The organism is Paraburkholderia diazotrophica (assembly GCF_038900755.1).
GTDB lineage: Bacteria > Pseudomonadota > Gammaproteobacteria > Burkholderiales > Burkholderiaceae > Paraburkholderia > Paraburkholderia diazotrophica_A.
The window spans coordinates 149,775-174,756 of record NZ_JBBPEN010000001.1; the positions used below are offsets into that span (position 1 = coordinate 149,775).

Annotated in this window: 19 protein-coding genes; 4 read left to right on the forward strand and 15 right to left on the reverse strand. The window is 58.1% G+C overall.

The window, feature by feature from the left end; genetic code table 11:
• The first annotated feature begins 7 nt into the window (after positions 1–7).
• The 3 genes from AABE10_RS00715 (at position 8) to AABE10_RS00725 (ending at position 3,665) form a co-directional block, all read left to right on the forward strand.
• Positions 8–997 carry an ABC transporter ATP-binding protein gene (locus tag AABE10_RS00715; protein WP_342931392.1) on the forward strand — a complete coding sequence of 330 codons (990 nt, stop codon included), beginning with the start codon at positions 8–10 and terminating at the stop codon, positions 995–997.
• Entirely contained in the window at positions 994–1,992 is a 999-nt protein-coding gene (locus tag AABE10_RS00720) for an oligopeptide/dipeptide ABC transporter ATP-binding protein (protein ID WP_342931393.1), read from the forward strand. Before AABE10_RS00715 ends, AABE10_RS00720 begins: the two co-directional genes overlap by 4 nt.
• Before the next feature lie 155 nt (positions 1,993–2,147).
• Positions 2,148–3,665 carry an OprD family outer membrane porin gene (locus AABE10_RS00725; protein WP_342931394.1) on the forward strand — a complete coding sequence of 506 codons (1,518 nt, stop codon included), beginning with the start codon at positions 2,148–2,150 and terminating at the stop codon, positions 3,663–3,665.
• A 78-nt stretch (positions 3,666–3,743) separates the two neighbouring features.
• Here AABE10_RS00725 and AABE10_RS00730 read toward each other — a convergent pair whose 3' ends face one another.
• The 15 genes from AABE10_RS00730 to AABE10_RS00800 form a co-directional block, all read right to left on the reverse strand.
• Entirely contained in the window at positions 3,744–4,043 is a 300-nt protein-coding gene (locus AABE10_RS00730) for a hypothetical protein (RefSeq protein ID WP_342931395.1), read from the reverse strand.
• A gap of 76 nt (positions 4,044–4,119) precedes the next feature.
• Positions 4,120–5,055, reverse strand: a complete 936-nt coding sequence (gene panE / locus AABE10_RS00735; protein ID WP_342931396.1) for a 2-dehydropantoate 2-reductase — start codon at positions 5,053–5,055, stop codon at positions 4,120–4,122.
• A gap of 1,293 nt (positions 5,056–6,348) precedes the next feature.
• The gene (locus tag AABE10_RS00740) at positions 6,349–7,581 is read right to left on the reverse strand and encodes a capsular biosynthesis protein (protein WP_342931397.1); all 1,233 of its coding nucleotides are present in this window, start codon (positions 7,579–7,581) and stop codon (positions 6,349–6,351) included.
• A complete protein-coding gene (locus tag AABE10_RS00745; RefSeq protein ID WP_342931398.1) occupies positions 7,578–8,837 on the reverse strand; it encodes a translocase in 1,260 nt (419 codons plus the stop codon). The genes AABE10_RS00740 and AABE10_RS00745 overlap by 4 nt, the downstream gene beginning before the upstream one ends.
• A 195-nt stretch (positions 8,838–9,032) precedes the next feature.
• Positions 9,033–9,941: a glycosyltransferase family A protein gene (locus AABE10_RS00750; protein ID WP_342931399.1), complete on the reverse strand. Its 909-nt coding sequence runs from the start codon at positions 9,939–9,941 to the stop codon at positions 9,033–9,035.
• 5 nt (positions 9,942–9,946) lie between these two features.
• Positions 9,947–11,257, reverse strand: coding sequence for a hypothetical protein (locus tag AABE10_RS00755; protein ID WP_342931400.1), 1,311 nt, complete (start codon positions 11,255–11,257; stop codon positions 9,947–9,949).
• 110 nt (positions 11,258–11,367) lie between these two features.
• Entirely contained in the window at positions 11,368–12,528 is a 1,161-nt protein-coding gene (locus AABE10_RS00760) for a glycosyltransferase (RefSeq protein ID WP_342931401.1), read from the reverse strand.
• Positions 12,529–12,536: 8 nt separating this feature from the next.
• Positions 12,537–13,343 carry a glycosyltransferase gene (locus tag AABE10_RS00765; RefSeq protein WP_342931402.1) on the reverse strand — a complete coding sequence of 269 codons (807 nt, stop codon included), beginning with the start codon at positions 13,341–13,343 and terminating at the stop codon, positions 12,537–12,539.
• Positions 13,344–13,370: 27 nt separating this feature from the next.
• Positions 13,371–14,531, reverse strand: a complete 1,161-nt coding sequence (locus AABE10_RS00770; protein ID WP_342931403.1) for an O-antigen ligase family protein — start codon at positions 14,529–14,531, stop codon at positions 13,371–13,373.
• A 184-nt stretch (positions 14,532–14,715) separates the two neighbouring features.
• Positions 14,716–15,924, reverse strand: coding sequence for a Wzz/FepE/Etk N-terminal domain-containing protein (locus AABE10_RS00775; protein WP_342931404.1), 1,209 nt, complete (start codon positions 15,922–15,924; stop codon positions 14,716–14,718).
• Between the two features lie 6 nt (positions 15,925–15,930).
• The gene (locus tag AABE10_RS00780) at positions 15,931–18,486 is read right to left on the reverse strand and encodes a polysaccharide biosynthesis/export family protein (RefSeq protein ID WP_342931405.1); all 2,556 of its coding nucleotides are present in this window, start codon (positions 18,484–18,486) and stop codon (positions 15,931–15,933) included.
• A 141-nt stretch (positions 18,487–18,627) separates the two neighbouring features.
• Positions 18,628–21,642, reverse strand: a complete 3,015-nt coding sequence (locus tag AABE10_RS00785; protein ID WP_342931406.1) for a YjbH domain-containing protein — start codon at positions 21,640–21,642, stop codon at positions 18,628–18,630.
• The gene (locus AABE10_RS00790; RefSeq protein WP_342931407.1) at positions 21,632–22,297 is read right to left on the reverse strand and encodes a hypothetical protein; all 666 of its coding nucleotides are present in this window, start codon (positions 22,295–22,297) and stop codon (positions 21,632–21,634) included. The genes AABE10_RS00785 and AABE10_RS00790 overlap by 11 nt, the downstream gene beginning before the upstream one ends.
• A 102-nt stretch (positions 22,298–22,399) precedes the next feature.
• Complete coding sequence (locus AABE10_RS00795; protein ID WP_342931408.1) at positions 22,400–22,711, reverse strand: hypothetical protein; 312 nt, start codon at positions 22,709–22,711, stop codon at positions 22,400–22,402.
• A gap of 114 nt (positions 22,712–22,825) precedes the next feature.
• A complete protein-coding gene (locus tag AABE10_RS00800) occupies positions 22,826–22,969 on the reverse strand; it encodes a hypothetical protein (RefSeq protein ID WP_342931409.1) in 144 nt (47 codons plus the stop codon).
• 481 nt (positions 22,970–23,450) lie between these two features.
• Here AABE10_RS00800 and AABE10_RS00805 point away from each other — a divergent pair, with 481 nt between their 5' ends.
• Positions 23,451–24,914 (forward strand): sugar transferase, encoded by a 1,464-nt coding sequence (locus tag AABE10_RS00805; RefSeq protein ID WP_342931410.1) that lies wholly within the window; start codon positions 23,451–23,453, stop codon positions 24,912–24,914.
• Positions 24,915–24,982 lie beyond the last annotated feature (68 nt).

Genomic DNA, 24,982 nt, shown 5'->3' on the forward strand with positions numbered 1-24,982 from the left:
ACGCACGATGGCACTACTCGAAGTAAACGACCTGAGCGTGCGCTTCTCGCGCCGCGACGGCGCGCCCGTGGACGCCGTGCAGCGCGTGTCGTTCTCGCTCGACAAAGGCAGGACGCTCGGCATCGTCGGCGAATCGGGCTCGGGCAAGAGCCAGACGGTGATGGCGCTGCTCGGGCTGCTCGCGAAGAACGGCAAGGTCAGCGGCGAAGCGCTGTACGACGGCGCCAACCTGCTGACGCTGAACGAAGCGGCGCTCAACCGCATTCGCGGCGACCGCATCGGCATGATCTTCCAGGACCCGATGACGTCGCTCAATCCGTTCCTCACGATCGAGCGGCAGATGACGGAGACGCTGCAACTGCATCGCAAGCTGTCGCGCCGCGAAGCGAAAGCGCGCGCAATCGAAGCGCTCGAACGCGTGCGCATTCCGGATGCCGCGCGACGCATCGGCATGTATCCGCACGAGTTCTCGGGCGGCATGCGCCAGCGCGTGATGATCGCGATGGCGCTGTTATCCGAGCCAGAAATTCTGATCGCCGACGAGCCGACGACGGCCCTCGACGTCACCGTGCAGGCGCAGATCATCGAGCTGCTGCGCGAGCTGAACCGCGAGCGCGGCACCGCGATCATCCTGATCACGCACGACATGGGCGTGGTTGCGGGCCTGTGCGACGACGTGATGGTGATGTACGCGGGTCAGACGGTCGAGCAGGCGCCCGCGCCGCAACTGTTCGCCGCGCCGACGCATCCGTACACGATCGGCTTGCTGAACGCGCTGCCGCGCCTCAGCGACGAAGACGATCAGCCGCTGCAGACCATTGCGGGCAATCCGCCGCTGCCGGGCGAGGCGTCGCGGGGTTGCGCGTTTGCGCCGCGCTGCGCGTTCGCCGGGGACGCGTGCCGCGCGACGCGCCCTGCGCTCGAATCGATCGGCGATGAAGCGCGTGCATTGCGCGCGTGTCATCGACCCGTCCAGACCATCGCGGAGGTGCTATGAGCGCTCACGAAACGCTACTCGAAGTCGACAACCTCAGCGTGCATTTTCAGATCGCTCAGGGCGGCTTCCCGTGGTCGAAGAAGGCGACGTTGCGCGCCGTCGACGGCGTGTCGTTCGACGTGCGTCGCGGCGAAACGGTCGGCCTCGTCGGCGAATCGGGCTGCGGAAAGTCGACGCTCGCGCGCGCGATCATCGGGCTTGCGCCGGTGACGTCGGGCAGCGTGCAGTGGAAAGGCCGCGAAACGGTTGGCGCCGACGCAAGGCGAGACACGACGCAGATTCGCCGCGACGTGCAGATGATTTTCCAGGACCCGCTTGCATCGCTCGATCCGCGCATGACGATTGAACAGATCGTCGCGGAGCCGCTAAAGACGCATCAGCCGCAACCGGGCCGCGAGGAAACGCGCGTGCGCGTGCGGACGATGCTCGAACGCGTCGGCTTGAACAGTCATCATCTGCGCCGCTATCCGCATGAGTTTTCGGGGGGACAGTGCCAGCGCGTGGGCATTGCGCGCGCATTGATCGGCGAGCCGCAACTCGTGATCTGCGACGAGCCCGTGTCGGCGCTCGATGTGTCGATCCAGGCGCAGATCGTCAACCTGCTGCGCGACCTGCAACGTGAACTGTCGCTGTCGCTGCTGTTCGTCGCGCACGACCTCGCCGTTGTCAAAGCCATCAGCCAGCGCGTGCTCGTGATGTACCTGGGCCGCGTGATGGAGTTCGGCGACAAGCGCGACGTGTATCGCGAACCGCAGCATCCGTACACGCGCGCGCTGCTGTCGGCCGTGCCGCTGCCCGATCCCGCCGCAGAACGCGCGCGCGAACACGTGCTGTTGCGCGGCGAGATTCCATCGCCGCTCAAGCCGCCTTCCGGCTGCGCGTTTCGCACGCGCTGCCCGGATGCGATCGACGCGTGCGCGCAAGAGCGACCTGTCGTAACAACCACAGGCATCGGCAACACGCAGGTCGCCTGCATTCGCGCCGCGATGACCTGACAGGCACTCGTATCGACGAAACCCGATTCCACGACGCAGCCAGCCGCTGCGTCAGGGGAGGCGTTCGTTTCCGCGACGGTGGAAACGGGCGGAAAGCGTGGTTCGGCCGACCGCCGCGCCACTGTTCAATCAACTAGAAAAAAGCTGGAGTTTCAATGACGACCCAACGAACCACATCAGGAGCTTCGACACTCGCGCTGTTGGCGATCGGCCTGCCCGCGTTGACGATGGCGACGAGCGCGCTCGCCGACGACGCGGCCGCTCCCGCCGCCGCAAGCGCAGCCGTGGCGCAGACCGCGCCGCAAACGGCAGCGCAGACGACGCCCGCGCCTCAAGCGAAGGCTAAACCCGCGGCCACGACGCTCGCGCAGGCTACGCCCGAAACGAACAACGCCGTCGTGAACGCCGAAGCCACGCAGGCCGTCACGCCGCCCGAGCAGTTGTCGAGCCAGGCGAAGAGCAAGGGCCTTGTCGCCGATAGCCATCTGAACCTGCTGTTCCGCAACTACGCCGACCAGTTCGACAACGAAGGCGGCCCGCATCGTCACGCGTGGGTTCAAGGCATGCAGGCGAACTTCGAATCCGGCTATACGCAAGGGCTCGTCGGTCTGGGCGTCGATGCGTCGCTGTTCGCCGCATTGAAGCTCGACGGCGGCAACGGCGCGGGCAACATGGTGCATGTGCGCAAGGGCGGCGGCGGCTCCGATCAGCTCGCGTGGGCGTATCCGGGCATGTACGACATCAAGGGGCGCATCTCCGAGACGGTCGTCAAATACGGCTTGCAGATCGTCGACAACAATCCGTTCCTGGAACCGCACGACAACCGCTCGTTGCCGCCGACGTTCCTCGGCGTGTCGGCCGTGAGCAACGACATTCACAACGTCACGCTGCAAGCGGGCAGCTTCACGAAGGTCGACGCGCGCGGCCACACGAACCTGACCGATATGAACACGTCGTATGGCGGCACGACGTTCAAGCGCCTCTCCTACTTCGGCGGCAACTGGGACTATGCGCCTAACGGCACGGTCACGCTGTACGCCGACCAGGCTGAAGACGTGTGGAATCAGTTCTATGCGTCGATCTCACATTCGATCGGCGACGTGAATAGCGTCAAGTGGGCAGGCCTCGCGAACATCTACTCGACGCACCAGACGGGTTCCGCGCTGCAAGGGCACATCAACAACAATGCGTATAGCCTGTCGCTGTCGGCGCAACATGGACCGCATCAGGTGCTGCTCGGCTATCAGCAGATTCTCGGCGACCAGTTCTTCGACTATGTGAACGAGACCAACGGCATTTATCTCGTGAACTCGATGGACGTGGACTACAACGCGCCGCACGAAAAGTCGTTTCAGTTGCGCTACACGTTCGACGGCAAGTATGCGGGTCTGCCCGGCTTCAAGGCGATGGTGTGGGGTGTGACGGGTTGGGGCGCCGATGCGTCGGCAGGCGCAGCTTCGAATGCTATCGGCCCGTACACGCGAAATGGCGAGTATGTGCACGGCACGCACCATGAAATCGGCTTTATTCCAAGCTATACGCTGCAAAGCGGCCGCCTCAAGGATACGAAGATCACGTTCATCGCGATGTATCACAAGTCGACCGCGCACTACTCGGACCCGGACAACATGGAGTACCGGCTTGTCGTGAATGTGCCGGTGAAGGTGTTCTAAGCGGGGCGTCGATGCTGTTTACGCTTGCGGGCATCGACATTCGATGGCCGCAAGCGCAGCATCGGCTCGCGTGAATGTTCAGAAGATAACCGACACCACGATCGCCATCCACACCGCGATGACGCCCGTCAGAAACATCACGCGCGCGATGCGAATCTTCGTGTCGTTCGTGTCCGGTTCGACGGGACTCGTCGCCATCCATGGCACGAGCCCGAGAAACGCAAAGCCTAGTATCGCGAGTCCCGCGACGAACTTGTCGGCGAGCGTCCAGTCGCCTGCTTCCTGCAGGCCCCAGTAGCCGAGAAAGATGATCCCGATCGAGAACATCGTCGCGGAAGCCGTGCAGAGGGCGGGCACCGATCCTTGAGGAGTGGGCATGATCCATCTCGCGTGAGTCAGTGCCGTCGATTCTACGTCAGCTTCGTAACGCATCGCCCCGCCCTGCGTTCGCGGCCTAAGCCGATTGCCGCGCCTGCCGTGCCTCGTATGCTTTCAGATGGCTGTACGCGATGCGCAGCGACGACAGCGCGCCATGTTGCGCGTCGCCGCCACGCGCGATCAGATCGCCGACGATATGGTCTGCCTCGATGCGCGACTGCCCTTCGATATCGCGCAGCATCGATGCCGTCAGCGGCGAGCCCTCGGCAAAGAGAATCGTCTGCGCGCGCGTATTGGATGCGTCGCCGAGCGGATACCCGTTCGCCGCCGCGACGGCCTTGCATTCGCCCAGCACGCCTTCGATCACGCGCCGCCCATCCGGCGTGTTCAGAATGTCGCCGATGGCGGCGCGATGCAGACAGGTAGTGGCCGCGAGCGTCGCGAGGAACACCCACTTCTCCCACATCTGCTGAAGGATGTCGTCGGCCACGGCGAAGTCGAAGCCCGCGCCTTCGAACGTCGACGCAATCGCGCGCACGCGCTCGCTGATGCCGCCGCCGAGTTCGCCGAAGCCGATCGAATGCATGTCGTTCAGATGTACGATTTCGCGCTCGCGATTGAGCGTCGCGGCGATCACGCACTGGCCGCCCAATACTTTCGATGCGCCGAACTTCGCTTTCAGCACATCGACGTGATGCATGCCGTTCAGCACGGGCAGGATCATCGTCGCGTCGCCGACGGCGGGCGCGAACGATTCGATTGCATCGTCGAGGCTGTAGGCCTTGCAGCTCAGCAGCACGACATCGTAGGGCTCGCTGATCTGATCGGCGAGCACGGTCTTTACGTCGCGTAACGTGACATCGCCGCGCGGGCTTTTGATGACGAGCCCAGAGTGTTGCAGTTCTTCGGCGCGTTTTGCGCGCACGAGAAATGTGACGTCGCGGCCCGCTTGCGCAAGACGACCGCCGAAATATCCGCCTGTGGCGCCCGCGCCGACTATGAGAATTCGCATTGCTGCTCCTTGGGGTTTCTTTCGTGTTGACATCGCGCGCTTTATGCGTTTGACACGATGCCTGTGTGAATCAGTCTATCGTGGGGACGGGATCTCTGCTCGCGGGGAATATATGCGCGTTGCGGCAGGTTTCATGTACGCCCGCCAGTGGCTCGGCATCGCATCGCGAGTCTTCGCCGGCACGGAATCACTACGTTTTATCTCCTCACGCGGCTCCCTGATACAAAGCAAGCGCGAGCGGAGACTTCCAAACGCGTCTTTCGACGGGCTTACTTAATGGAACTTTCGCAAAACGCTATACGACGCTTGCCTAGGAAGCGCCGCACTATCAGTCATCGCCACTTTCGATCAAGGCCGTGCCGCCGATCTTCAAGAAGACGTATCAGCGCGTCGTGTACTACACAGTCGATACGCCCCGGCTCGATTCGAATGTGTCAAACAAGGACGTCGAGGTCGGCCAGTTCTTTCCTTAGATTATCAAGAGACGTTACTACGGCAACTGGTATTGCCTGAGAACCTTGTAAAAGCCGCGGGTACAACGTCTGTTCGATCGATTCGTTTTCGTGTCTTACGTACAAGGTGCAGGACATTCTGACGAACGCACAATATGCACTTACCGTGCATGATGGATTCGCGTCGTTGTCCCCGGGTCGGCTGATTTCAAGTCGATCATCGAGGGGTTGTCACCAGGTTCGGCTTTACGTTTGTCGATGCCAGTACCGGGCGGTAGCGGCGCGGTGATGCTCTGTCAATGCGCGCCTGTCGTCGTGACGGCGCGCATTGCGTTGAGTCGGCTACAAGCCTTTGCGCGCTGACGCCTCGGGCGCGAGCGGCCGAATAGTGCTGTCTGAAACGTAGTGCGAGCGAGCCGTCGAACAGATACACCGAATACCCTTTAGAGGCGAACAGTCGAGAATGAATTTCACCGGCCGTGGCGGGACGGAAAGTCTCCCCGCCAGCCGGATGAAACGCTTGGGCTATCACTCGAATGCGCTGCATTCTTATTCATTTCGACAGTACATCCAGATATTGACGCGCGATGCACGGTTCGCGCGCATAGACGCGCAACCATCCTGAAAGAAAACCCCAACGTCTTAGGGAAGCCAGGTTTGCAAGCAGTCTGTCAGTTGAACGAGCCCGATGTCGGACTAATCATAGACCGCGATCCATGGCAGTCGCGGCTCGGCAAGTCGCGCAGCGAATGCCGATACGTTTTTCCACGTCGGGTCGACCGCTTCCTTGTACAGGTCTATACAGCAGTTCCGAGCGCCGCGCCCACTGCGGTGATTGGATTCAAGATCCCTTGTGAAAGCCAGCAGATTCTCGCCCCTCCGTCCATGCGAGCACCCGTCTGGCAGCTACGGCAGGCACAGGTACTTTGCCAAAATAATCGATGCCGTCGAACAGGAAACCGTGAATATACTTGAGTAGAGTGTCGCGATCGAAGCCTTCGTAGAACGCGCGTCCAAGCGTAGTGAGAGGCTTATCATAAAGCAGTGCCTCTAGTCCTACCGTTGAATTGATCGTAACGACTCTGTGCGCATGACGAATAAGCGTGACGGTTGGCGACCCAGTGAATTCGAACGACAGCTGTTCCCGCAATTGAAACAGGCGGCGAATTGAGTTTGCATCGCGCTCAGCAGGATGCAGTTTCACCAGCAAACCTAACTCTAACTCTTCCGCGATTTTCGCGGCACGCTCGATCGCCTGAAAATTGTCAACATCCGAATGCAGTTTGATTTGCGTATCCGCCGATACTTGCAGAGGCAGGAACACATAAGGCATTGCAGCCAGCTCGGCTTCCGAATGTTCTCGTGCATCCAAGATTGAAGCCGCACGACGACTTACTGTCGCGAGGCTCAATGTGCCTTGTATCACGCCACGTGTTGCATGCTTTACTGCGATGTTGCACAAAGAAGCAAGTTGCCACTTCCAGTGAACCCGTGCCTGCGGCAGCGGAGCCGATTTGTAGCGCTCGTATTCGACCATCCATGCTGCATGCTCTTCCTGCAACGGCACACAACATTGATTGATTGCGCGGTTGTCGCGCCGAATCGAAGAAAGCGCATTGACTCCTTCAGGATCGACGAACAGCTTTGAAGGAAGGTTTGAAATCTCGAGATAAAGGACCGGAATGCCCATGCTTGCAGCCACGGCGGTCACCGTACGTCCTAGTATTTGCTGACCATTCCAGACGAGACAACGGCTGATTACGTTGTTCGAGAATACTCTGCCCAAGATATTAACCGCTGCAGTCGCATCCCGATAGGCATTCTTCAGAGTAACTTTTTCATTCAAAACTTCAATCGACGCTTCGATTCGAGCGCCACGCAGTATCTCGGCTGTTTCACCAATACCGATCAGTGGACGCCGCAGGTAGACAGACCGATAACCCGCTCGACGCAGACGGAGATGTGCCATGGGTTCTCCCGTCACGAAGAGAACGTCGAATTCGCTCCGTACCTCGTGCACAAGTCGTTCAAAAAAGTAAGCACGTTCCATCGAGTCCACAAGAAGCAGAATCATTTACTTCGCCTCCCAATCCAACTCAGTTGGAACACGCCGCGTACGTCGCGCAAGCTTAGTTCAGCGGCCCTTGATGTGGCGTATATTCCCACGAGTGTGCATACAGCCCCCACACACGAAAACGACAGTAGTGTGGTAGTCAACCCAAGCCACCATTTGTGAACCGCGTATAACGTCACGCCCAGAGCCGACGCCGTCAAAAGCTGCACGGCGAAATCAAGACGCTGTTGCTTTGTAGCCAGGAAAACCTGCGAAAGCGGAACATATATAATTTGAAGCGCGAATAGTGGCGTTAACACATGCAGGTAAGTAGCGGAGGCGCCGGACCAATGAGCCCCGAACAATACGCTTACCAAAGGTTCAAACAAAACAGTGACAGTCAGCGCGTAAGCAACAGCGATCACCACCAGACCGCACGCATAAGCGACAAAAACATATTGCAGTGAAGCTGCCGGCGTCGACGCTTGAGCTACACCGACCGCGTCACGACGAAACACGCCACCAATGCTTTGGCCAATCAAGGAGACGGGAAAGACACCAAAACGATAGGCCACGGCGAAATAGCCCACTTGTTCGGCGTTGTACCAGACCGGCATGAGTATCGAGAGCGCATACGCCAAGACCGAGCCAAGCAGGGTAGACGGTAGGAGGTATTTAGGGTACCGCGCATGCTCCACATAAAACCCCCTCCGCAAACGGAACGTATATCCATTCCGTCGTCCATCCATCAAGATGCAAAATAGCGTCCCAGTACCCACGAAAAAATAGATCGCGGCATAGACGGAAAATGCGTCATAAGCCAAATTAACCAAGGATGCGTACCAGACCCAAACGAGAAAAACAAAGTTCGCGATAGACCTGCAGACGAAGATAAGGGTATAGCGACGCAGGCTGTTGAGATAAAGCGACCCGACGTTCTGCACCAACAGCGAAAATGCAAAAACTTCGACTACCCAATACTGTGTTAAGCCTAACATCCAGAGTGCAGCTGCCGCGGCTATACCAAGGGAAAGTGCCAGAAGAATCGAATGAAGCAGTGCTTCGAACGCTTTGGCCGGCGAATCGCTAATGCATGCAAGTTCATAGCGCAGCACCGCTAGGGTGCCTGCAAGAGTGCCCATCGCCAGATACGCATTAAAGCGACCGAGCATGGCAGGCCCCTGTTCGCGACCGATCAACGTCACGCACGCAAAAAAAATACCCTGCCCAAAGATCACACCAGTAAGAGAGATGGCGGAGTCACGGAGTCTAATCACGCGCCACTCCGCGGCGCGAGCGGATATGTTGTAAGACTAAACGCTGGGAACCACCACCAGCACGTTTGGCGCATGTATGGGACACACGACCGGCCTCAGGGAACGCCGAGTGAGGCCATTCTCGAACGACGTACATGTTATTTTCCAAATAGTGCTGGGCAGCCAGAGCTGGCTGGCTGCTTCCTACTTAATCTTTCATGATGCTTGAATCGTAACCGATTTGAAAACAGTACGGAATAAGTTAACAACAAAAATACGCGAAATAATCTGTAAGAAATAGAACTCCCTGAGTTGCCGGTGCATCAAAAGTCCACAGACAAAGCGGCCTGCGCGAAGAAGGTAACGCACTGCCCCATACCCCCCCCCATCGGCAGGCCACAGAAATGACTCAAGTTCCGACGAGTCGATTGAAATCTTCAACCTTGCGAAATTCTCTGTCGCAACCCGCAAATGCATCGCCCGCTGCAGCACAACCTTTGTCGCGCCAATTTGCGCGGGATGCAAACGATAGCGCAACAAAGGACGCGAGATATTATGGAAGGTCCCCAGTGGCGCAAGGTCGGACCAAAGCTTGTAGTCTTCGGCATAGGTGTATTCGGCGGCATAAAACAGGTCGTTCTTTCTCATGACCTCCATACGAAGCATCACGCTCGGATGGGCAAAGCATGGCTTGATTAGCTGGAACAAATTGCACTGCGCATGCGTCTTTGGCATCTTGACGTTGCGTTCTGCCGTGCCGAACTTGATGAAGTCGCTTCCACAGGCCACGAGGTGTACATCACGCTCGAATTCCGCCACCTGCAATTCTAGGCGCGTCGGGGCTGCCACATCGTCCGCGTCCATACGAGCGAGATAGGTTCCGCGAGCTTCCGCCATCCCGCGATTAAGCGCAACCACGATCCCAGCATTTTCCTGTGCAAGGATCCGCACGCGCCGATCTAGACGCGCAAAGTACGCGAGTATTTCCGCCGTGCCATCCACCGAACCGTCGTCGATGATCAAAAATTCGAAGTCTTTGAAGGTCTGATCCAGGATCGATTGAATAGCCGATCGCAGATATGCCGCTCCGTTATAGACGGGCATCAGCACCGTAACTAATGGCATGCTCATTATGCTCCTACCACCTTAGATACTTCTATTTGATCCCTTTCCAGGCGAAGTCTTGCCACGATGTAACCCCCATCAACAAGCAATGCAGACAGATAGCCCGAAGCGAGCCCTATCAGTGCCCCATCCACGCCGTATCTAGGGATAGCCCATCGGTTCATAATAAACGCTACGGCGAGAGCCAGGATCCACTTAGTCAGCACGACGTATTTCGCTTGAAATTTAAGCAAGACGAGATTACCGATTGCCTCAATTCCCGCGGGCAGTGCAAGCCATACGGCTAAGCGAAAAATACGCACTGACTCAACATAGGCCGGCCCGAATATCTTTGTAATGATGATTCGCGCGAGTAAGTCTAGTGCGGTAGCACCCACGGTCATCAACGCCGCAGTCAATACGAGTAGAAGGACGAGATTGCGACGCAGCTCCGTATATTTCTGAACACTGTAGACAAACGTTGGCGCGACAGTTTGCGCGAGCATCAACGTAACCGCTATCCAACTCTCGTTCAATTGCAAGGCTGCCGAATACTTTCCCAATGCTGCGAAAGACACCTCACGCGCCAACATTAGGCGATCTATCTTTAGAAAAAAATACATGCAGATCAAGCCTAGCCAAAAAACGAGCCCCGATTTCGCGAACTGCACAAGGAGCCGTTTGTCTACGTGCCAGCCCAAGACTCCCCCATGGCGACCACGGAAATAAATCACCATGGCAAAAGCGACAATGGCCGATTCAAGCGCCCAAAGCCAACCGAACCAAGACGCCGCGACACACGTTCGAGCAAAGGCATATACAGCAACAGCCTTTCCCATCGCCGTCAACGTGCTAGTCAGCAATTGTGGTCGGCTGAACGTAATGCTCTGTAGCCAGGCATTGACCACACCGACAATGGGTTCGCGAAATAGCATCGTGACAGCCAGTCCCGCTAGCATGCTCCCCACGATAGGATCGGTAAGACCTGCGTAGATGCAGCCCCATGTCACAAGGACGGCCAAGAACGACACACTCATCCGGAGTACAAAGGCGCTGCCCAACACTGAACCGAGGTCGCCTAATGACCGCTTCACTATAGTTGGAACCAAGATCTCCGCACCACATACCCAGGTAACAGGGATGATAACTGCGAGCAATGTGTTAGCGTACTGCCATTTGCCAAAGAGATTCGGTCCAAAATAGCGCGCAAATATACCGCTAACCAGCACCGTAATCACGATCTGCGACGCGCGCTCGAGACATAGCCATCCAATGTTGGTCACGATACGGTTCATATCGGAATTCCCGAATCGTACGATAAGAGCTACCGCTTTCATTTTCTGCCAGTCCTCGGCCTGCGAGCAGTTCATGGGGCACAGGCTGAAATCCGAAAGCCTGCGCAGTAATCGGCACAAGGGAACACTATTTCGCAGCGCACTGCCAACAGCTACTCATCATTTTCCAGACTCCTGGTCAGCGCACCATCGAGCTGGGGTCTGTCCAGCATGTTCTCATTCGAAAATTTCGGATGAGCAGTCGGCTGCACAAGCTGAGAGAACTCAGCCAGATACCTCTCGCGATTAAAGCGCCGCTTTGAATCGATCCACGCTGCACTTGCGAGTTTCCGCGCAAACATTGGATTCTTTATCAAAGAAAGCAGCGCCTCGCCTGCCTCTTCAACAACGTCGAACAGCAGTCCCGTGCGCCCGTGATCCACAACGTCTACGTTCCCATCGCACTTTGATGCGACGATGGGTAACGACACCCCTATCGCCTCGATCATTGCAACGGGCATACCTTCCCAATGCGAAGTAGACAAATAGATATTCGCCCGCTTAAGTTGCTCGATCACGTTCGGTCGCGACATCCAGCCGGTGACGGTCACGCCCTCAGCCTCTAACTCATCCCGGAATGTTGCATCGCCATCGCCGATCCACAAGAATGAAATGTTCATGCCCGTGTCGCGCGCCCTGGCAGCGATTCGGGCAAATTCCCGAGGTCCTTTTTGTTCCCTGATGTGCCCAACGGTCACGACAGTCTGCGTCGCGCCAGACATCGGCTCCTTCCAATCGAACGCGTCGCTGAAATCAACGGCGTTCTCAATCAGCCTGCAATTTCTGAAACGGATATAGTTTTCGATCTTATTGCGCTCACTTTCTGAACATGCAAGAAACTCTGATTTTTTAAGCGAGGCAATCATCTCGAGCAGAACGAAGATCCACTTCTTCAGTCCGGAAATGTCCGCCCGCATGAACGAGATACAGTGCGGGATGTAATAAAACTTCGTCTCTTTCAGCACGCCAAACGCCGCCACCCGACCAATAAATCCCGCAAAAGACGAATGCATAAACACCGCATCTGGCGCAGAACCAAGCAACAACCGACGAACACGCGCAAAACCCGTCAGCTTGTTGATCGGTCCGCGGAGATTCACAATGTTTAGGGAGACTTCGGGCCGGAACAAGATCGAAATGTCTGTTGGACTTTCCGGTCGCAGCGAATAGACGACTTCCACGGAATGACCGGCTTCCACCTGCCCATTCGCAAGCAGCACAACCATGGAGAGCGTGCCAGTGGCAGTTGCTTCGACAATGTGCATGACCTTCATGACGACGCTTACTCCATCATCGCCTGAGCTTTGTGCATGAACCTACCCCGCAAAGAGTTCAAAACGACCGTAAGTTCCCGCGGCGCCATTAAAAGGATCAGTGATCGCACAAGGCCATAGACGGCCCATGCATCGAGATGAAAATTTGCAAGAATAATTCTTATCCTGCTGACGATTTGACGTTTTCTCTTCTGTGTAGAAATGCCGTGAGGATCGATCAAACAGCGAACAAGCGATTCCTCAATGTTGGTAGCCTCGTGCTTCGCAATAATATTGAAGAAGTAAGCGTAATCTTCCGCGGCCTTGAATTCTGTTGGATACAATCCCACTGTATCAAGAACCGAGCTACGGAACATAACTGACGGATGCGTAAAAGTTGGATTCAAGAACATGCGCTTTTGTATGATGTCGAATCGCGATGGATGTCTTAGCTCAAATTGAGTGACGTTTTCCAGGTTGATGAATTCGACCCAGCTTCCCACAAGATGAATGTTGGGGTTAGCCTCAAGTAGCTGAACTTGTCTGGCAATTCTGCTATTAATGCAAACATCGCCACAATCGAGTCGCGCGATGTACTGGTATTCTCGTCCGTGTTCCGATAACCCAACGTTGAGAGCGTTTTCAATCCCCACATTGTTGGGAAGCTCGAGCAATTTCACCGTCAGCGGCCCTGCATAACTGCGCAAGGCTTCCTTCGCGCGCAGTTTCATGCTCCCATCGTCAACTACGATGACATCGGGACGGATTGGATCGTAGTCGATGGATTGAATAGCCTCGACCAATGCATCGCCCGCATTGTAGTAGGGAATCAACACACAACATGCCTTCATGATCTTAGCGCTTTAGTTGAGAGGCTCTGCTGCATCCGGTAACACAGCCTGTTGTTGCGTTCGCGATTGCTGCTTATCGTCATTGGTCAGCTTTCCAATAATCAGTATCGATAGAACGAAGTAGAGCAGCGGCTCGGCACCGCGAAATTCGATCATGCTCAAAAGCAGAAAACTGCCACAATAGGTTCGAAGTTCAGGCTTCGCGCGGATACGCATGACACCGAGTAGAAGCAGCAACCATAGAATCAGGCCAAGTGGCCCGAATTCCAGAACGTTATGAAAAAAGTAGTTATGAACGTTGTTCTCAAGTCCGTTGAAACCTAGATCGCGTATCGAATTGATTGCATTGCCTGCGCCATAGCCGAAAAACGGATGCTTCAAGAACGCATCGGGAATATATGCCCACATTAAGAGACGACCTAGGCTTCCCGGCTCGCTGCCAACATTCGAAAAACGATCAAATAGCGCAAATGACGTAAGTGAAGCATCATTCATCGTGCCTGCCGCAATTACCGTAATCGTAGCGGCAAGGACCCAGAGTTTCTTCGACCTAACATTGTGGTAAAACCAGACCGTCCCGACTAGAACAGTCGCGATGAAGCCGGAACGGGAGATAAAACTGTAGTCAATGAATATCGACGCCAGCACATAAAGAAGCCCCAAGCGCCGTTCACGCACGAAGAATGCACCGGCAAGCGCAATCCACGATGCCTCCAGATTCGCGCCACCAGCATAAACGAGATAAGGCAACTCAGGTCGAACGCCTTGATTTGCATCGATCGATTGGACGGTTCGGACTTCGCTGAAGTGAAGCAGTACGTTCGTGGCAGAGATCGCAAGAATAACAACCGCGCCCCACCGCAACGATTTCAATGTTGTCTCGTATTCGGCTTCCGCGTATAGGGAATTTACCGACAGTGCGAGGACATAACAGAGGACGTAGTTAGCGATAAGCGGGTCCACGGGTTCGCCGATATAGTCAATCAGCGATACACAGATGACAAAGGTCAAATACCTATAAATGACCGCCATGTCACTCGTCTTGCCGAGTCGCGTCAGCGCGACCAGAAAGAGCATGATAATGCCGACATGAAAGGCCTTGAATCCATTCTCTCCGATTGGAACCAGCGTAAGATTTTGAAGAGACAGCAATATATATAGGATACCAATCATGAGCTAAGGCGACATACAGTTTTGTAGACGATTTAAGCTGGAGCGTGTTGCCGCTGACAAAATCAGTGCGCGCAGTTTGCGCCTGGCATTAAGCTGCAGTGGGGTACAAACTCTTGCCCAAAGAACCCACCCGTTACTGACGTCTTTACGATCGATATAGAACTGCAGTCGCGTCAGCACTCCATCAACGCTTTAGACGCCAAGCTCTGCTCAGGCGGATCACGTCGCCGAGCAAGTGTTGATTTTTCTGCAAAGCGTGACGGATAACGACTGGTGCCACACCGATCAACAGACCGAGCAGCCCTGCGAGCGCGCCGAAGAGCCACCGCTTTGGCCATGACTTCTTTTCCGGAGCGACGGCAACGTCGATCTGCTGTACAAGCGGGCCTTCCTTCGCTTCGTCAACTTGCGCGAGCGCCAACTGCTTGCGCAGTTGATCGAGCATTGCCTCTTGGTACTTTACTTCTCGATAGGCCCTGATGTTCGCGAGCGCCGAGGAGTCGCGATTCGCTGCGCCTTGGGCACCATCGTTACCGCCCTGCTCTAACGCCTGCAGTTGCCCCCGCATTGCTTCGATTGTTGCTAACGCGCGTTGTACATCAGCGTTTTCGTCAGTTTCATAGGTCCGCATCGCCTGCAGCTCGATTTCCGTCGCCGCAATACGCGCGCGCAATTCCGCCGACGTCCGTATTGTGTTGGCAACCTGGCCGTCCAGACTGACCACTCCTGATTTACGGCGCGCTTCATCAAAGGCGATTTCGGCCTCGCTAAGTCGATCGAGTGTCTTCGCTATTTGCTGCTGGAAGAACACACGGCGCTGCTGTGCATCCGTCACGGCCAACCGGTCCACAGCCAACCGCAGTTCGTCTACGTAGGCGTTGGCAAGTTGAGCCGCGAATTCCGGAACGCGATCCGAGGCTTCTATCGTAATGAACCCCGTCTTCTTGTCGCTCGTAATCAACACATTGCGCTTTAGCCGTTCACGGACATCCCGCATCAATTTCTCGTCGTAACGCTGCCGCAAGTTGAAGCGCTTGATCAAATCGTCCGCGACTGTGTCACTTTTCAGTAAGCCGACATACATCTCATCGGGAGTCTTGATGCCGACTGCGCCACCTAGTTCCGACAACGCACCCAGTTCCGCCATTGCACTTAGGCCACCCTTTTGTTGTTGAGGGGGCAGCAACACCGTATTGCTGGTATAGAGCGGCGGTAGCGCGAAGCTGATGGCAACACCTAACATCGCGCCGATCACGGTCTTACAGAGCAACCGCCATTTTTGTTCACCGAGAGTGACGAGCACCTCGATCACGTCGATGTTTTGCTCGGCGAACAACGTTGATTTCCTTGCGGCGGTCGGCGCGCTTATTGAATTAAGTTGCATATCGTTCATGACGATTCACCTAAGCACTTTGATAGCGGCTGCACCCAGACCGAAGTTCGCTAGTACCTGCGACCAGTCCTTAAGGCCCGCAATGAACTTCGTCATTGGCGAGCGCGGGTCAATCTTCTCTGGCATGACAACGGTATCGCCCGGCATCAGCTTCAATGAGTCGAACGAACTCATCCAGTGCATCGAATCGCGATTCTGAACGCTGCCGTCCGCACGGAGTACGAATGCCGAATCCGGCTCCGCAATATCCTGTTGCACGCCAGCGACGCGCAGCGCATCGCCGACCGTACGCCCCGGCTTCCAGATCAGTGCATTTTCATTGTCAACCGCGCCGACCACGGTCACAAATGCGGGATGCGGGGGCACGTAAATCGCGTCGCCGTTATCGAGTGGGAGATCAGGGAGATCTCCAATGTCGTGTGCGTCTGTGGCCAGCTCGAGCGACATGCGCCCGCTCGGTTTGAGCTGCCGAAGACGTGCGATCTGGGCACGCTGCTCCTGCGCCATCTGATCTTGGAGGGCCTTTGTGTCCGCGGACGTCGGCATGTTTGCGATCGCTGCCGCAAGCTTCGCCCCCGACTGCTGCTCCGAGCGAGCGATGGCAGCCCCTAGGTTCTGCGTCTGGGCCTCGCGCGTCTGCTCACGCGTGAATTCGATGCCGTAAACGTAGGCCTGCGACGTAAGTCCGCCCGCCCGGCGCAATACTGTCTGCAATGTATCACCCGGCTGCAATTGGTAAACGCCTGCAGCGCGCACTTCGCCGTCGACCCGCACAAAGCGTGTATGGTCGGCGAGCGGAAGACGCATGTCCTTCTTGCCGAAAATCGTTACAACATCGCCGGGTTCCAGTGCGAGGTCCGCCTTGGAATCGGTCTTATGCACGATCGCACCAAGATTGAATGGAATGAGTTCGGTTGTTAAGTCATGGCGGTTAAGGCGTTCGATGACCGCATAATTCCAGTTCGGCTCATCGACAAGATTCTCGACCCGATTGTCGCGACCGGCTTCGAGGCGATCTAGACGACTACCCCGCCCCGAATCCAGTGGCTGGAGCAGAAGCGAGTTCGGACGATCGTTAGTCGGCTCGCGCCCATTGCGCTCGAACTGAACCAGCACATTCTTCCGCTTGAAGTAATCCGCAGTGAGCAGTGCGTCAGGTTCCGGCAGCAGATCCGATAGCTTCATTCCCTGCCTGTACGGATAACGCAGCGGCGCAGCCACATTGCCGCGCAACGTCACCGCGTTGGCGAAACCCGGATTGATTTTCTGCAGCGTGACGATGTCGCCGTCCTTCACTGCGCTCGCGAGCCCTGTCGAATCGAGGCTGCGCTCTTCCACGCGGCGCGACGGCTCGCTCATCGTCGGGTCGGTCACGCGTTCGATCGTCACCTTGTCCGTGCTGGTCAATGCCGACGTACCGCCCGCATAGCCGAGCAACTGGCGCAGCGATTCGCCTTGCGGCTTCAGTTCGTAAATCGCAGGCGTATCGAGCGCACCCATCAACGCGACGCGCGGACCGGCAGACGGAATCACGATGACATCGCCCGGCAGCAGATGCATGTCGCCGTCTGCGCGGCCGGACGTGATGAAGCCATACAGGTCGAGCGTCGCGACGAGCGCGCCGCCGCGTCGCAGTTCGATACTGCGCATCGAGCCATTCGGCCCGGGGCCGCCGCTCGCAAACAGCGCGTTCACGAGCGTCGAGAGGCTCGACACCGTGTAGGCACCCGGACGCCGCGCCTGCCCGACGACATAGACCTGAATCGAACGCATCCGGCCAAGCGATGCGTTGACCTTGAAGTTGCTGAACACGCGGCCGATCTGACGCTGCAGCACGCTGTCGAGCTCGCCGGCACGCACGCCCGCCACGGTCACGGCGCCCACCTTCGGGATATTGACCTGACCGTTGCGGTCGACGGTAAGCGTCATGTTGCCGTCGACTCCACCCCATACCTGCAACTGAATTTCGTCGCCGACGCCGATCACATAATCGGACGGAGCGGGCACGTTCTGAACGGACGCATAAGTGCCCGCGTCTGCGCCGCTGAACAGATCCTGACCGAAGATAGGCAGCGTGCGTCCCGTGGAGTCGGCGACGAAGCGCTGGAATGCCGTCGGCGGATCGGCGGGAACGCCATTCGCGCCCATCTTCGCTCGTGCCTGGGCGGCGCGCAGCTGCGCTGCGTCCGGCGACACGGCGAACGCCTGTCCCGCCTCCGGCGACGCCGCATTCGGCAGAACACCTTCCGACGGCGTGGGGTTCAGCGATACATGACCGCTCGGCGCCGGCGCGTTCTGAAGTTGCGCACCGGGCAGTGCAGGCATCGCCGAAGCGGCGCTCGCGGCGCTGTCGTTTTGCACCCATGCAGGAATCGGCGGATACGGCGCGTCGGCCGCGTGAGCGTGGCCGCACGCCAGCAGCGTGAGTTGAATAGCTGTGGTTGCAGCTGCAAGCATCTTGCGAGCGACACGGGCGCTTATCCGTTGTCCGCACGTACGCGCGGGCAGTGTGCGGAATTGCGTGGTGTCCTCGTAGTGCGGATTCTTTAAATGATTGAACATTGTCTTCTTCTAACGCCGCTCGCCCGTATGGTCCTTACGTCGTAGCACGCGCAACTCACTAAATGCTGCCATAAGAAGGTGAGGAAGCTTAGCCCGCCCCGACTTTTCTCAATCCGCCGAAAAGAAGGCATGTTCCTCGTTTCACCTGCCAATTGTGGAAGGTCCGTACCAAAGGCTGCGCGGATCGCTTTCGTCAGTCAGGTTGTACAGCGGGTACTGCCTGTTCAGTTTCGCGCCGCCGTCTCGCAACAGCGGCTGCCATAGCACCTTGCCCGATTCGCCGCTTGAGCGCGTCAACATGATGTCGAACGGGAACGTCAGATAGATGCCCTTATCGAATCCGCCTTCGCCGAACTCCGCGGACGACACATTCGTCTTCGTGAAATACGCGCCCATCGTCACGCCGTTACGGAAACGCCGGGAAATATCGACCGTCACGCCCACATCTTTGGCCAGATAGCGGCCGACGCTCACGTTCGCCTGCACCCCATGCCAGCCCGTATCCCAGTATGCGGTCACGTGGCCCGTGAAGGTCCTGTAATCGAGCATCGAGAAGTTCTGGTCGTAGCCACGCTGACGCACTTCGTTTGCGTCGACACCGATCGCGAAGCGGCTTCCATACGGGCGATACAACCACTCGGCGCCGACGCCCGCGAACATGCTTTCGAGCAGGCCGCCGTACATGCTGTAGAAACTGCTGTCGCCGAGCCGGCCGACTTTCGTCGCCTGCAAAAACGGAATCGTCACGCGAGAGCTCGTCACGTACTGACGGATGTCGGTGCGCACGTGCGGCAGGTCGCTGATCGTATCTGCCTTGTACTTGCTGAAGTTGTTGAGCAGATTCACGTTGATTGCGCCGGCCAGCCAGGACGTCTGCGTGACGCGCATCTCGCCCGTCGCCACCACAGAGATCGCATACAGGAAGCCATTGGGGCCACCGAACGATTGCTGATAGCCAGGCCCGATCGAGCCTGTGAAGCGTTTCGGCTTCTGGGCAAAAACTTCGTCCATGCTCGCAGCTTCGCGTTCGGAGAGAGGCGGGCGGCTCTGCATGACAGGCGTCTGTTCGCCCGGCGTCACGACGCGGCTGTGGCTCGCGTACCAGGCGGCGCGATGGATCGTGTACGTCGCGATCGCGATGCCTCGCTGGCGAATCTGCAACGTGAACGTCGCGATGCCGGCCGGCGCATCGCGATCGAGTACGTTGACGATACGGTCGATCTGCTCTTGCAGATAGAATGCGCTCGGATTGTCGAATTCGACCAGCATGTCGTCGTCATGCACGCGCACGCTGACGACGCGCCAGCGCGTCTGATCCTCGACATCTGTTGCGATCCGATGCCAGTCGGTTGCGTCTGCATCAAACGCGGACGCAACTGCCAGGTCGCTTGCAACGTTCGTGATGCTGGCCGTCGTCATGCCGAGAGCCAGACCGGATTGCGCGTTATCGGCCACTATCCGCTTGAATCCGCTCGGCGCAATGCGCGAGGAAGCCGGCTGCGCGGCGGCGAGCGCAACGGGCGCAGGCGGCGTCGCCAGCGGCCACGGTTTCGGATCGCCGATCTTCGGCATGCCGGCGTTCTTCAGATTGCCATGCAGCGCAAAGCCGAGCATCAGGCGGCTGCCGCGCTCGAACGCCATGCTCAGATCGAGGTACGAAGTCGCCCGATAGACAACACCCACGTTGATCGGCGAGCGGTCCGTAAGCGCGACGCCAAACGGCTCATGCTGATAGTTGTTGCCGTCGTATTCGAGCTTCAGGATCAGCTTGTCGATGGGCGTCTGATACTGGACGCCGCCGAAGAACGAAGTGCGTCCGCGGAAATATGCGGTCGAAAACGTGCCCGTCGATTCGCTCGACGGCCGCGTATCGAACCGGCTGCTGACGTGTGATAGCGGGTTCGGCAGATTCTCGCGCCCACCGACATAGCCCCAGCCGAGGCCGGCACTCCAGTCGAAGTCGCCGAACCGCTTGTTAGCCACCAGATATTCGCCCGAGAAGAGACCTGTGCCGGCGATATCGCGAAAGCCGACAGCCAGTTCGGGCAGCCACGCGGATTCCTTCATCAGCCGCAGCTTCACGTCGACGCTCTTGTCCTTGTACGACTGCGAACCGCTCCATGACGACGGCCCATAAGGCTGATTGGAGACGTCGGTATAGCGAAAGCCCACCTCAAGAAAATCGAGCGGCTGAAGCATCACGTTGATGCGCGTATACGGGTTGGCCGTCGACACGCTGAACGACGCTTCGCCCGCTTCGTTCATGCGCGCCGTGGGCGTCTGCAGAATGCCGACGCTGCCCCAGTCACCGCCCGTCACAGGAAACGATCGCGAGCGCGGCGCCGTGCTCGGCGGCGGCTGCGGAATCTCGACGGTTGGCTTGAAGCGCGGATCATCGGTTTCGGACACGCCTTGTGTCGCGAAGAACGCAGCAATGCGGCGCGACATGTCCTCGGGCCACCGCTCGCTGCGATCCGGGGCCCAGATCCATGAGCCCGGTGCAGGCAGATCCTGCGGCTCGCGATTCCACAGCGCGATATCGAAGCGCGCAACACGGCCGTCGGGTTGAGCGATCCATGCCGTGTCCGGACTCGCGTGCGAATTGCACGCGCGCACGTAGTACATCGCTTCCGCGTTCACGACGAACGGGAGCACGCAGAGCGACCCCGTCGAACGAATCACCGTCACCGTCCTGGGTCGATCAGGAAGCTTGACGATGTCCCCCGGCTCGAGCATCGGATCGCTTGCGCGATTCGCCTGCAGCCAGCGCGGGTCGCCGCTCGCAAGCGGCACGCGGCCCGTCGCCGCGCGCGCATCGATCAGCGCGTAGACGCCGTCGCGTGCAATCGAGCGCGAGGCATCGCGGCCGCGCAGCGCGTTGATGTCGTCGAGAAGTTGCCGGCGCTGTGTATCCTGCAGCGCGACTTCGCGCTGAGCGAACCATGTCACGCCGGGCGCAAACAGCGCAGGCTCTCCCCCGCCTTGCGCCGTCGATGCCTGTGCGTTGACGCGCTCGGCCAGCCAGTCGCCGAGCAATACTTGCGACTTGACCACGAGCGTCTCGCTTGCAAGCGAAGACAGCGGCAGGCCGCAAGCAAGCAGGCACGTCGTCAAATAGGTTGCTCGCTTGCCGAGGAAACGTTCTCTACTCTGCATGACTCTTTTCTGGCGCACGGGCCGGCAAGCGCTGCCAGCTGAGGCAAAACGCCTTGCTCAAGCACTGTTCGCCATAAACGACGATCGCCTTCCCGCCTTGCGTCGCGACTGCATAGCGTGCGCGCGGTAGCGGCTGCGATCCTCGTGATGTTTCCTCGAACCACGTGAGTTCAGCAGGTGCGATGCCCGTCAGGTCGGAACCGGACGGCGGCTTGATCGGCGCGAGCATCAAGGTATCGACGACACCGAACTGGTAGCCCGGCATCACGTCCCGCGTCCGCGTGAATGTGAGCGACGCATTCGCGCTCTGCCACGCTGGCCGCGCGGAAAAGCGCACGCTGGACCAGTTCACGGGCAAACCAGCCGTATCGATTACGCGGCCGTTCTGCAACCGCAGAACCTCACGGCCTGCTCCGTACCACACCTCGATCGCGCCGTTCGGGTCCGGGTCCACATAGCCGAGCGCGAAGACGGTCGAATGTCCGTGCAGCGTGAACCTCAGCCAGGAATATGTCGGATCGAGACCGCCTGTATCGCCTGAGTTGCGCGCGCCGGTCGTGCGCACGACGCGGTAGGCGTCACCGACTCCTTGCAGCGATGTCGAGCATGCGCAAAGGAGCAACGCGCCGAGGAGGCCCAGCAACTGCGAGCGCATCTTTTCTTCGGAATACGTAGGGAATGATTCGATTCAAGCAAGACGTGCGGAAAGCCCTTGCAGGGGCTTTCCGCTGACAGCCAGAAACAGTGAATTGATAAGTTAGCGCGTTGCGGTAACGGTCGTCGTCGCGGTCGCATTACCTCCGCTGCCGCCACCCGTCGCCGATGCGACAGCCGCTGCGACGCCTGCTACCGCAGCGACACCCGCCGCCACACCGGCGATCGTGGCGACGCTCATGCCTGCTGCACCTGCCGCGCCAGCAGCAGCACCTGCGCCCGCGCCCGCACCCGCACCCGTGGTGCCGGTGCCGCCTGTAGCCGCGCCCGCTGCGCCCGTGGACTGAGCATGCGCCAGCGGCGCCAATGCCATGGAAGAAACAACGGCCGCCACGATCAGTTGTTTGAATTTCATGTTCTTATTGCCCCGCGCTTATGAAAAAATTTGTAACCCCGTAAGCGGCGAAATCTAGCAAACATTCGGTTGCGCTGTCAAAAGAATCCTGATGTTCATGAAGCATTTCGGTGCTCATCGACGGTGGAACACCACGCCGCCGTCCAAAGCGGCTTTTGCGGACGTTGCAAAAAACCCAATCATCGTCTGCCATAAAAAATTCATGAGGTGGGCGCAAACGTTTTTCTTCTCGTATCCAGAACTTTTTTCTTCGTGCATTAAAAAAATCGGTTGCGCCTGAAACGAGTTTGTCGATAATGATTACGCGGCTTTCAATGCCGGAAGAAATTACGGGGGTATGTGCAGGACGAGAGACCGCATGTACTAGTACAAAAAAGCAATTAGAAACAAGTCGATTTCGGGGAATACAGCAGTATGCAGCGGCAACACACTGCCCAGCTGGCAGTTGACGCCGCGCGCGATCGCCACAGGCCAGCCGCGCGCGCCAGCATGCCAGCTCACATGTTCGTCTCAACGCATGCCGTTAATGCGCGCTTTACCCTCTCCTACCCGTTCCCCGGCTCCCGCTTAGGCGCGGCCGTGTTGCTTGCTTATTACCTCGGGATTACGGCTCGCCGTCACGCGCCGCGTCGTGTGACTCCGTAGAACTGGTTTAGGACTGGAAGTTTCTAACAATTAACACTTTGCGGTACGCCGCAAAGCGTAGACCAATGCGCTGGTTCCGACTGTTTAAGCTGCCATGAATTCTGCCCAATCGTCCGGCACGTCCGTGCCGAGTCTGCCGAGCCGAAAGCGTTTTTATCGCGGCGATAAGCGCCGTTTCGTCACGCGCATTCTCGACGTTGCAATCATCGCGTTGACCGGCTATTTCTGCGCGAAACCATTGGTTCACGGCAATTCGCATGGCCTTTTGCCGTTGATTTATCGTTTCGTGATTCTCTTTTGTTCGTTTTACGCTTTCACGGTTTTCGATTATTTCCGGCTTTACGAATCGTGGCGCGGCCGCAGCATAGCCACGATGTCGATGCAGGCTGTCGGCGCGTGGCTCTCGGCCTGGCTCGCGGGCATCTTCGCCACTTTCCTCGTTCACCAGAGCGGATCGATTTCGCGCGCGTGGATGCTCAGCTGGCTCGTCTCAGCGAGCGTGCTGCTCGTGCTCGACCGCGTCGCGATCTATTGCGCGCTGCGCGTGATTCGGGGACGCGGCTTCAATACCAAGACCGTCTTCATTGTCGGCTATGGGCGGCACGGGCAGGAGTTTCATCAGAAAGCCAAGCAGACGCCGACGATGGGATACGACGTCATCGGCTATTTCACCCGCGACGTCAGCGCCGCCCCAAGCGAAATTCCGCGTGTGGACAAGATCGAGGACATTCGTGCATTCGTGACCGCTCGCGACGTCGACGAAGTCTGGTTGACACTGCCGCTGACCGCCTATGCGGATATGGAACACGTCGTCGCCGGATTGCGCGGCGCGCCCGTCGAAATTCGCTGGATTCCCGACGCGTCGACTGCGAGCTTCATCACGCATCGTTCGGGCGAGACATTCGGGCAACTGGCGATCGATCTTAACCACATGCCAGCGCCTGGCGTGCAAGGGTTCCTCAAAGAGATATTCGACCGGACATGCGCAGCCGCGTTGCTCGTCGCGCTCTCGCCGATCATGCTCTGCATCGTGCTCGCCGTGCGCTTCTCTTCGCCGGGGCCGGTGTTCTATGGTCACACGCGCATCGGCGCCAACGGAACGCGTTTCAAGGTGTACAAGTTCCGCTCGATGGTGATGGATTCGCAGCGCATCCTTGAAGAACTGCTCGCGAGCGACCCGCAGGCACGCGCCGAGTGGGCCGCCGACCACAAGCTCAAGAACGATCCGCGCATCACGGGAATCGGCCGTCTGTTGCGCGCGACGAGCCTCGATGAACTTCCGCAGCTCTACAACGTGATTCGCGGCGAGATGAGCCTAGTCGGCCCGCGCCCGATCGTCGATGAGGAGGTTTCGAAATATGGCAGCGCGATCCAGTACTACTACGCGGCGCGCCCCGGCATGACGGGTCTGTGGCAGGTCAGCGGACGCAACGACGTGACTTATACGTCGCGCGTGCGACTCGATTGCCGTTATGTGTTGAACTGGTCGCTCTGGCAGGACCTGAAGATTCTCTTGCAGACGATTGGCGTGGTATTCGGCCGGCGCGGAGCTTATTGACGCGTCCGGAGTCCGCAACGAAAAAAGGCGAACGGGCCGCTTACCGTTCGCCTGAAAAACGGACATCG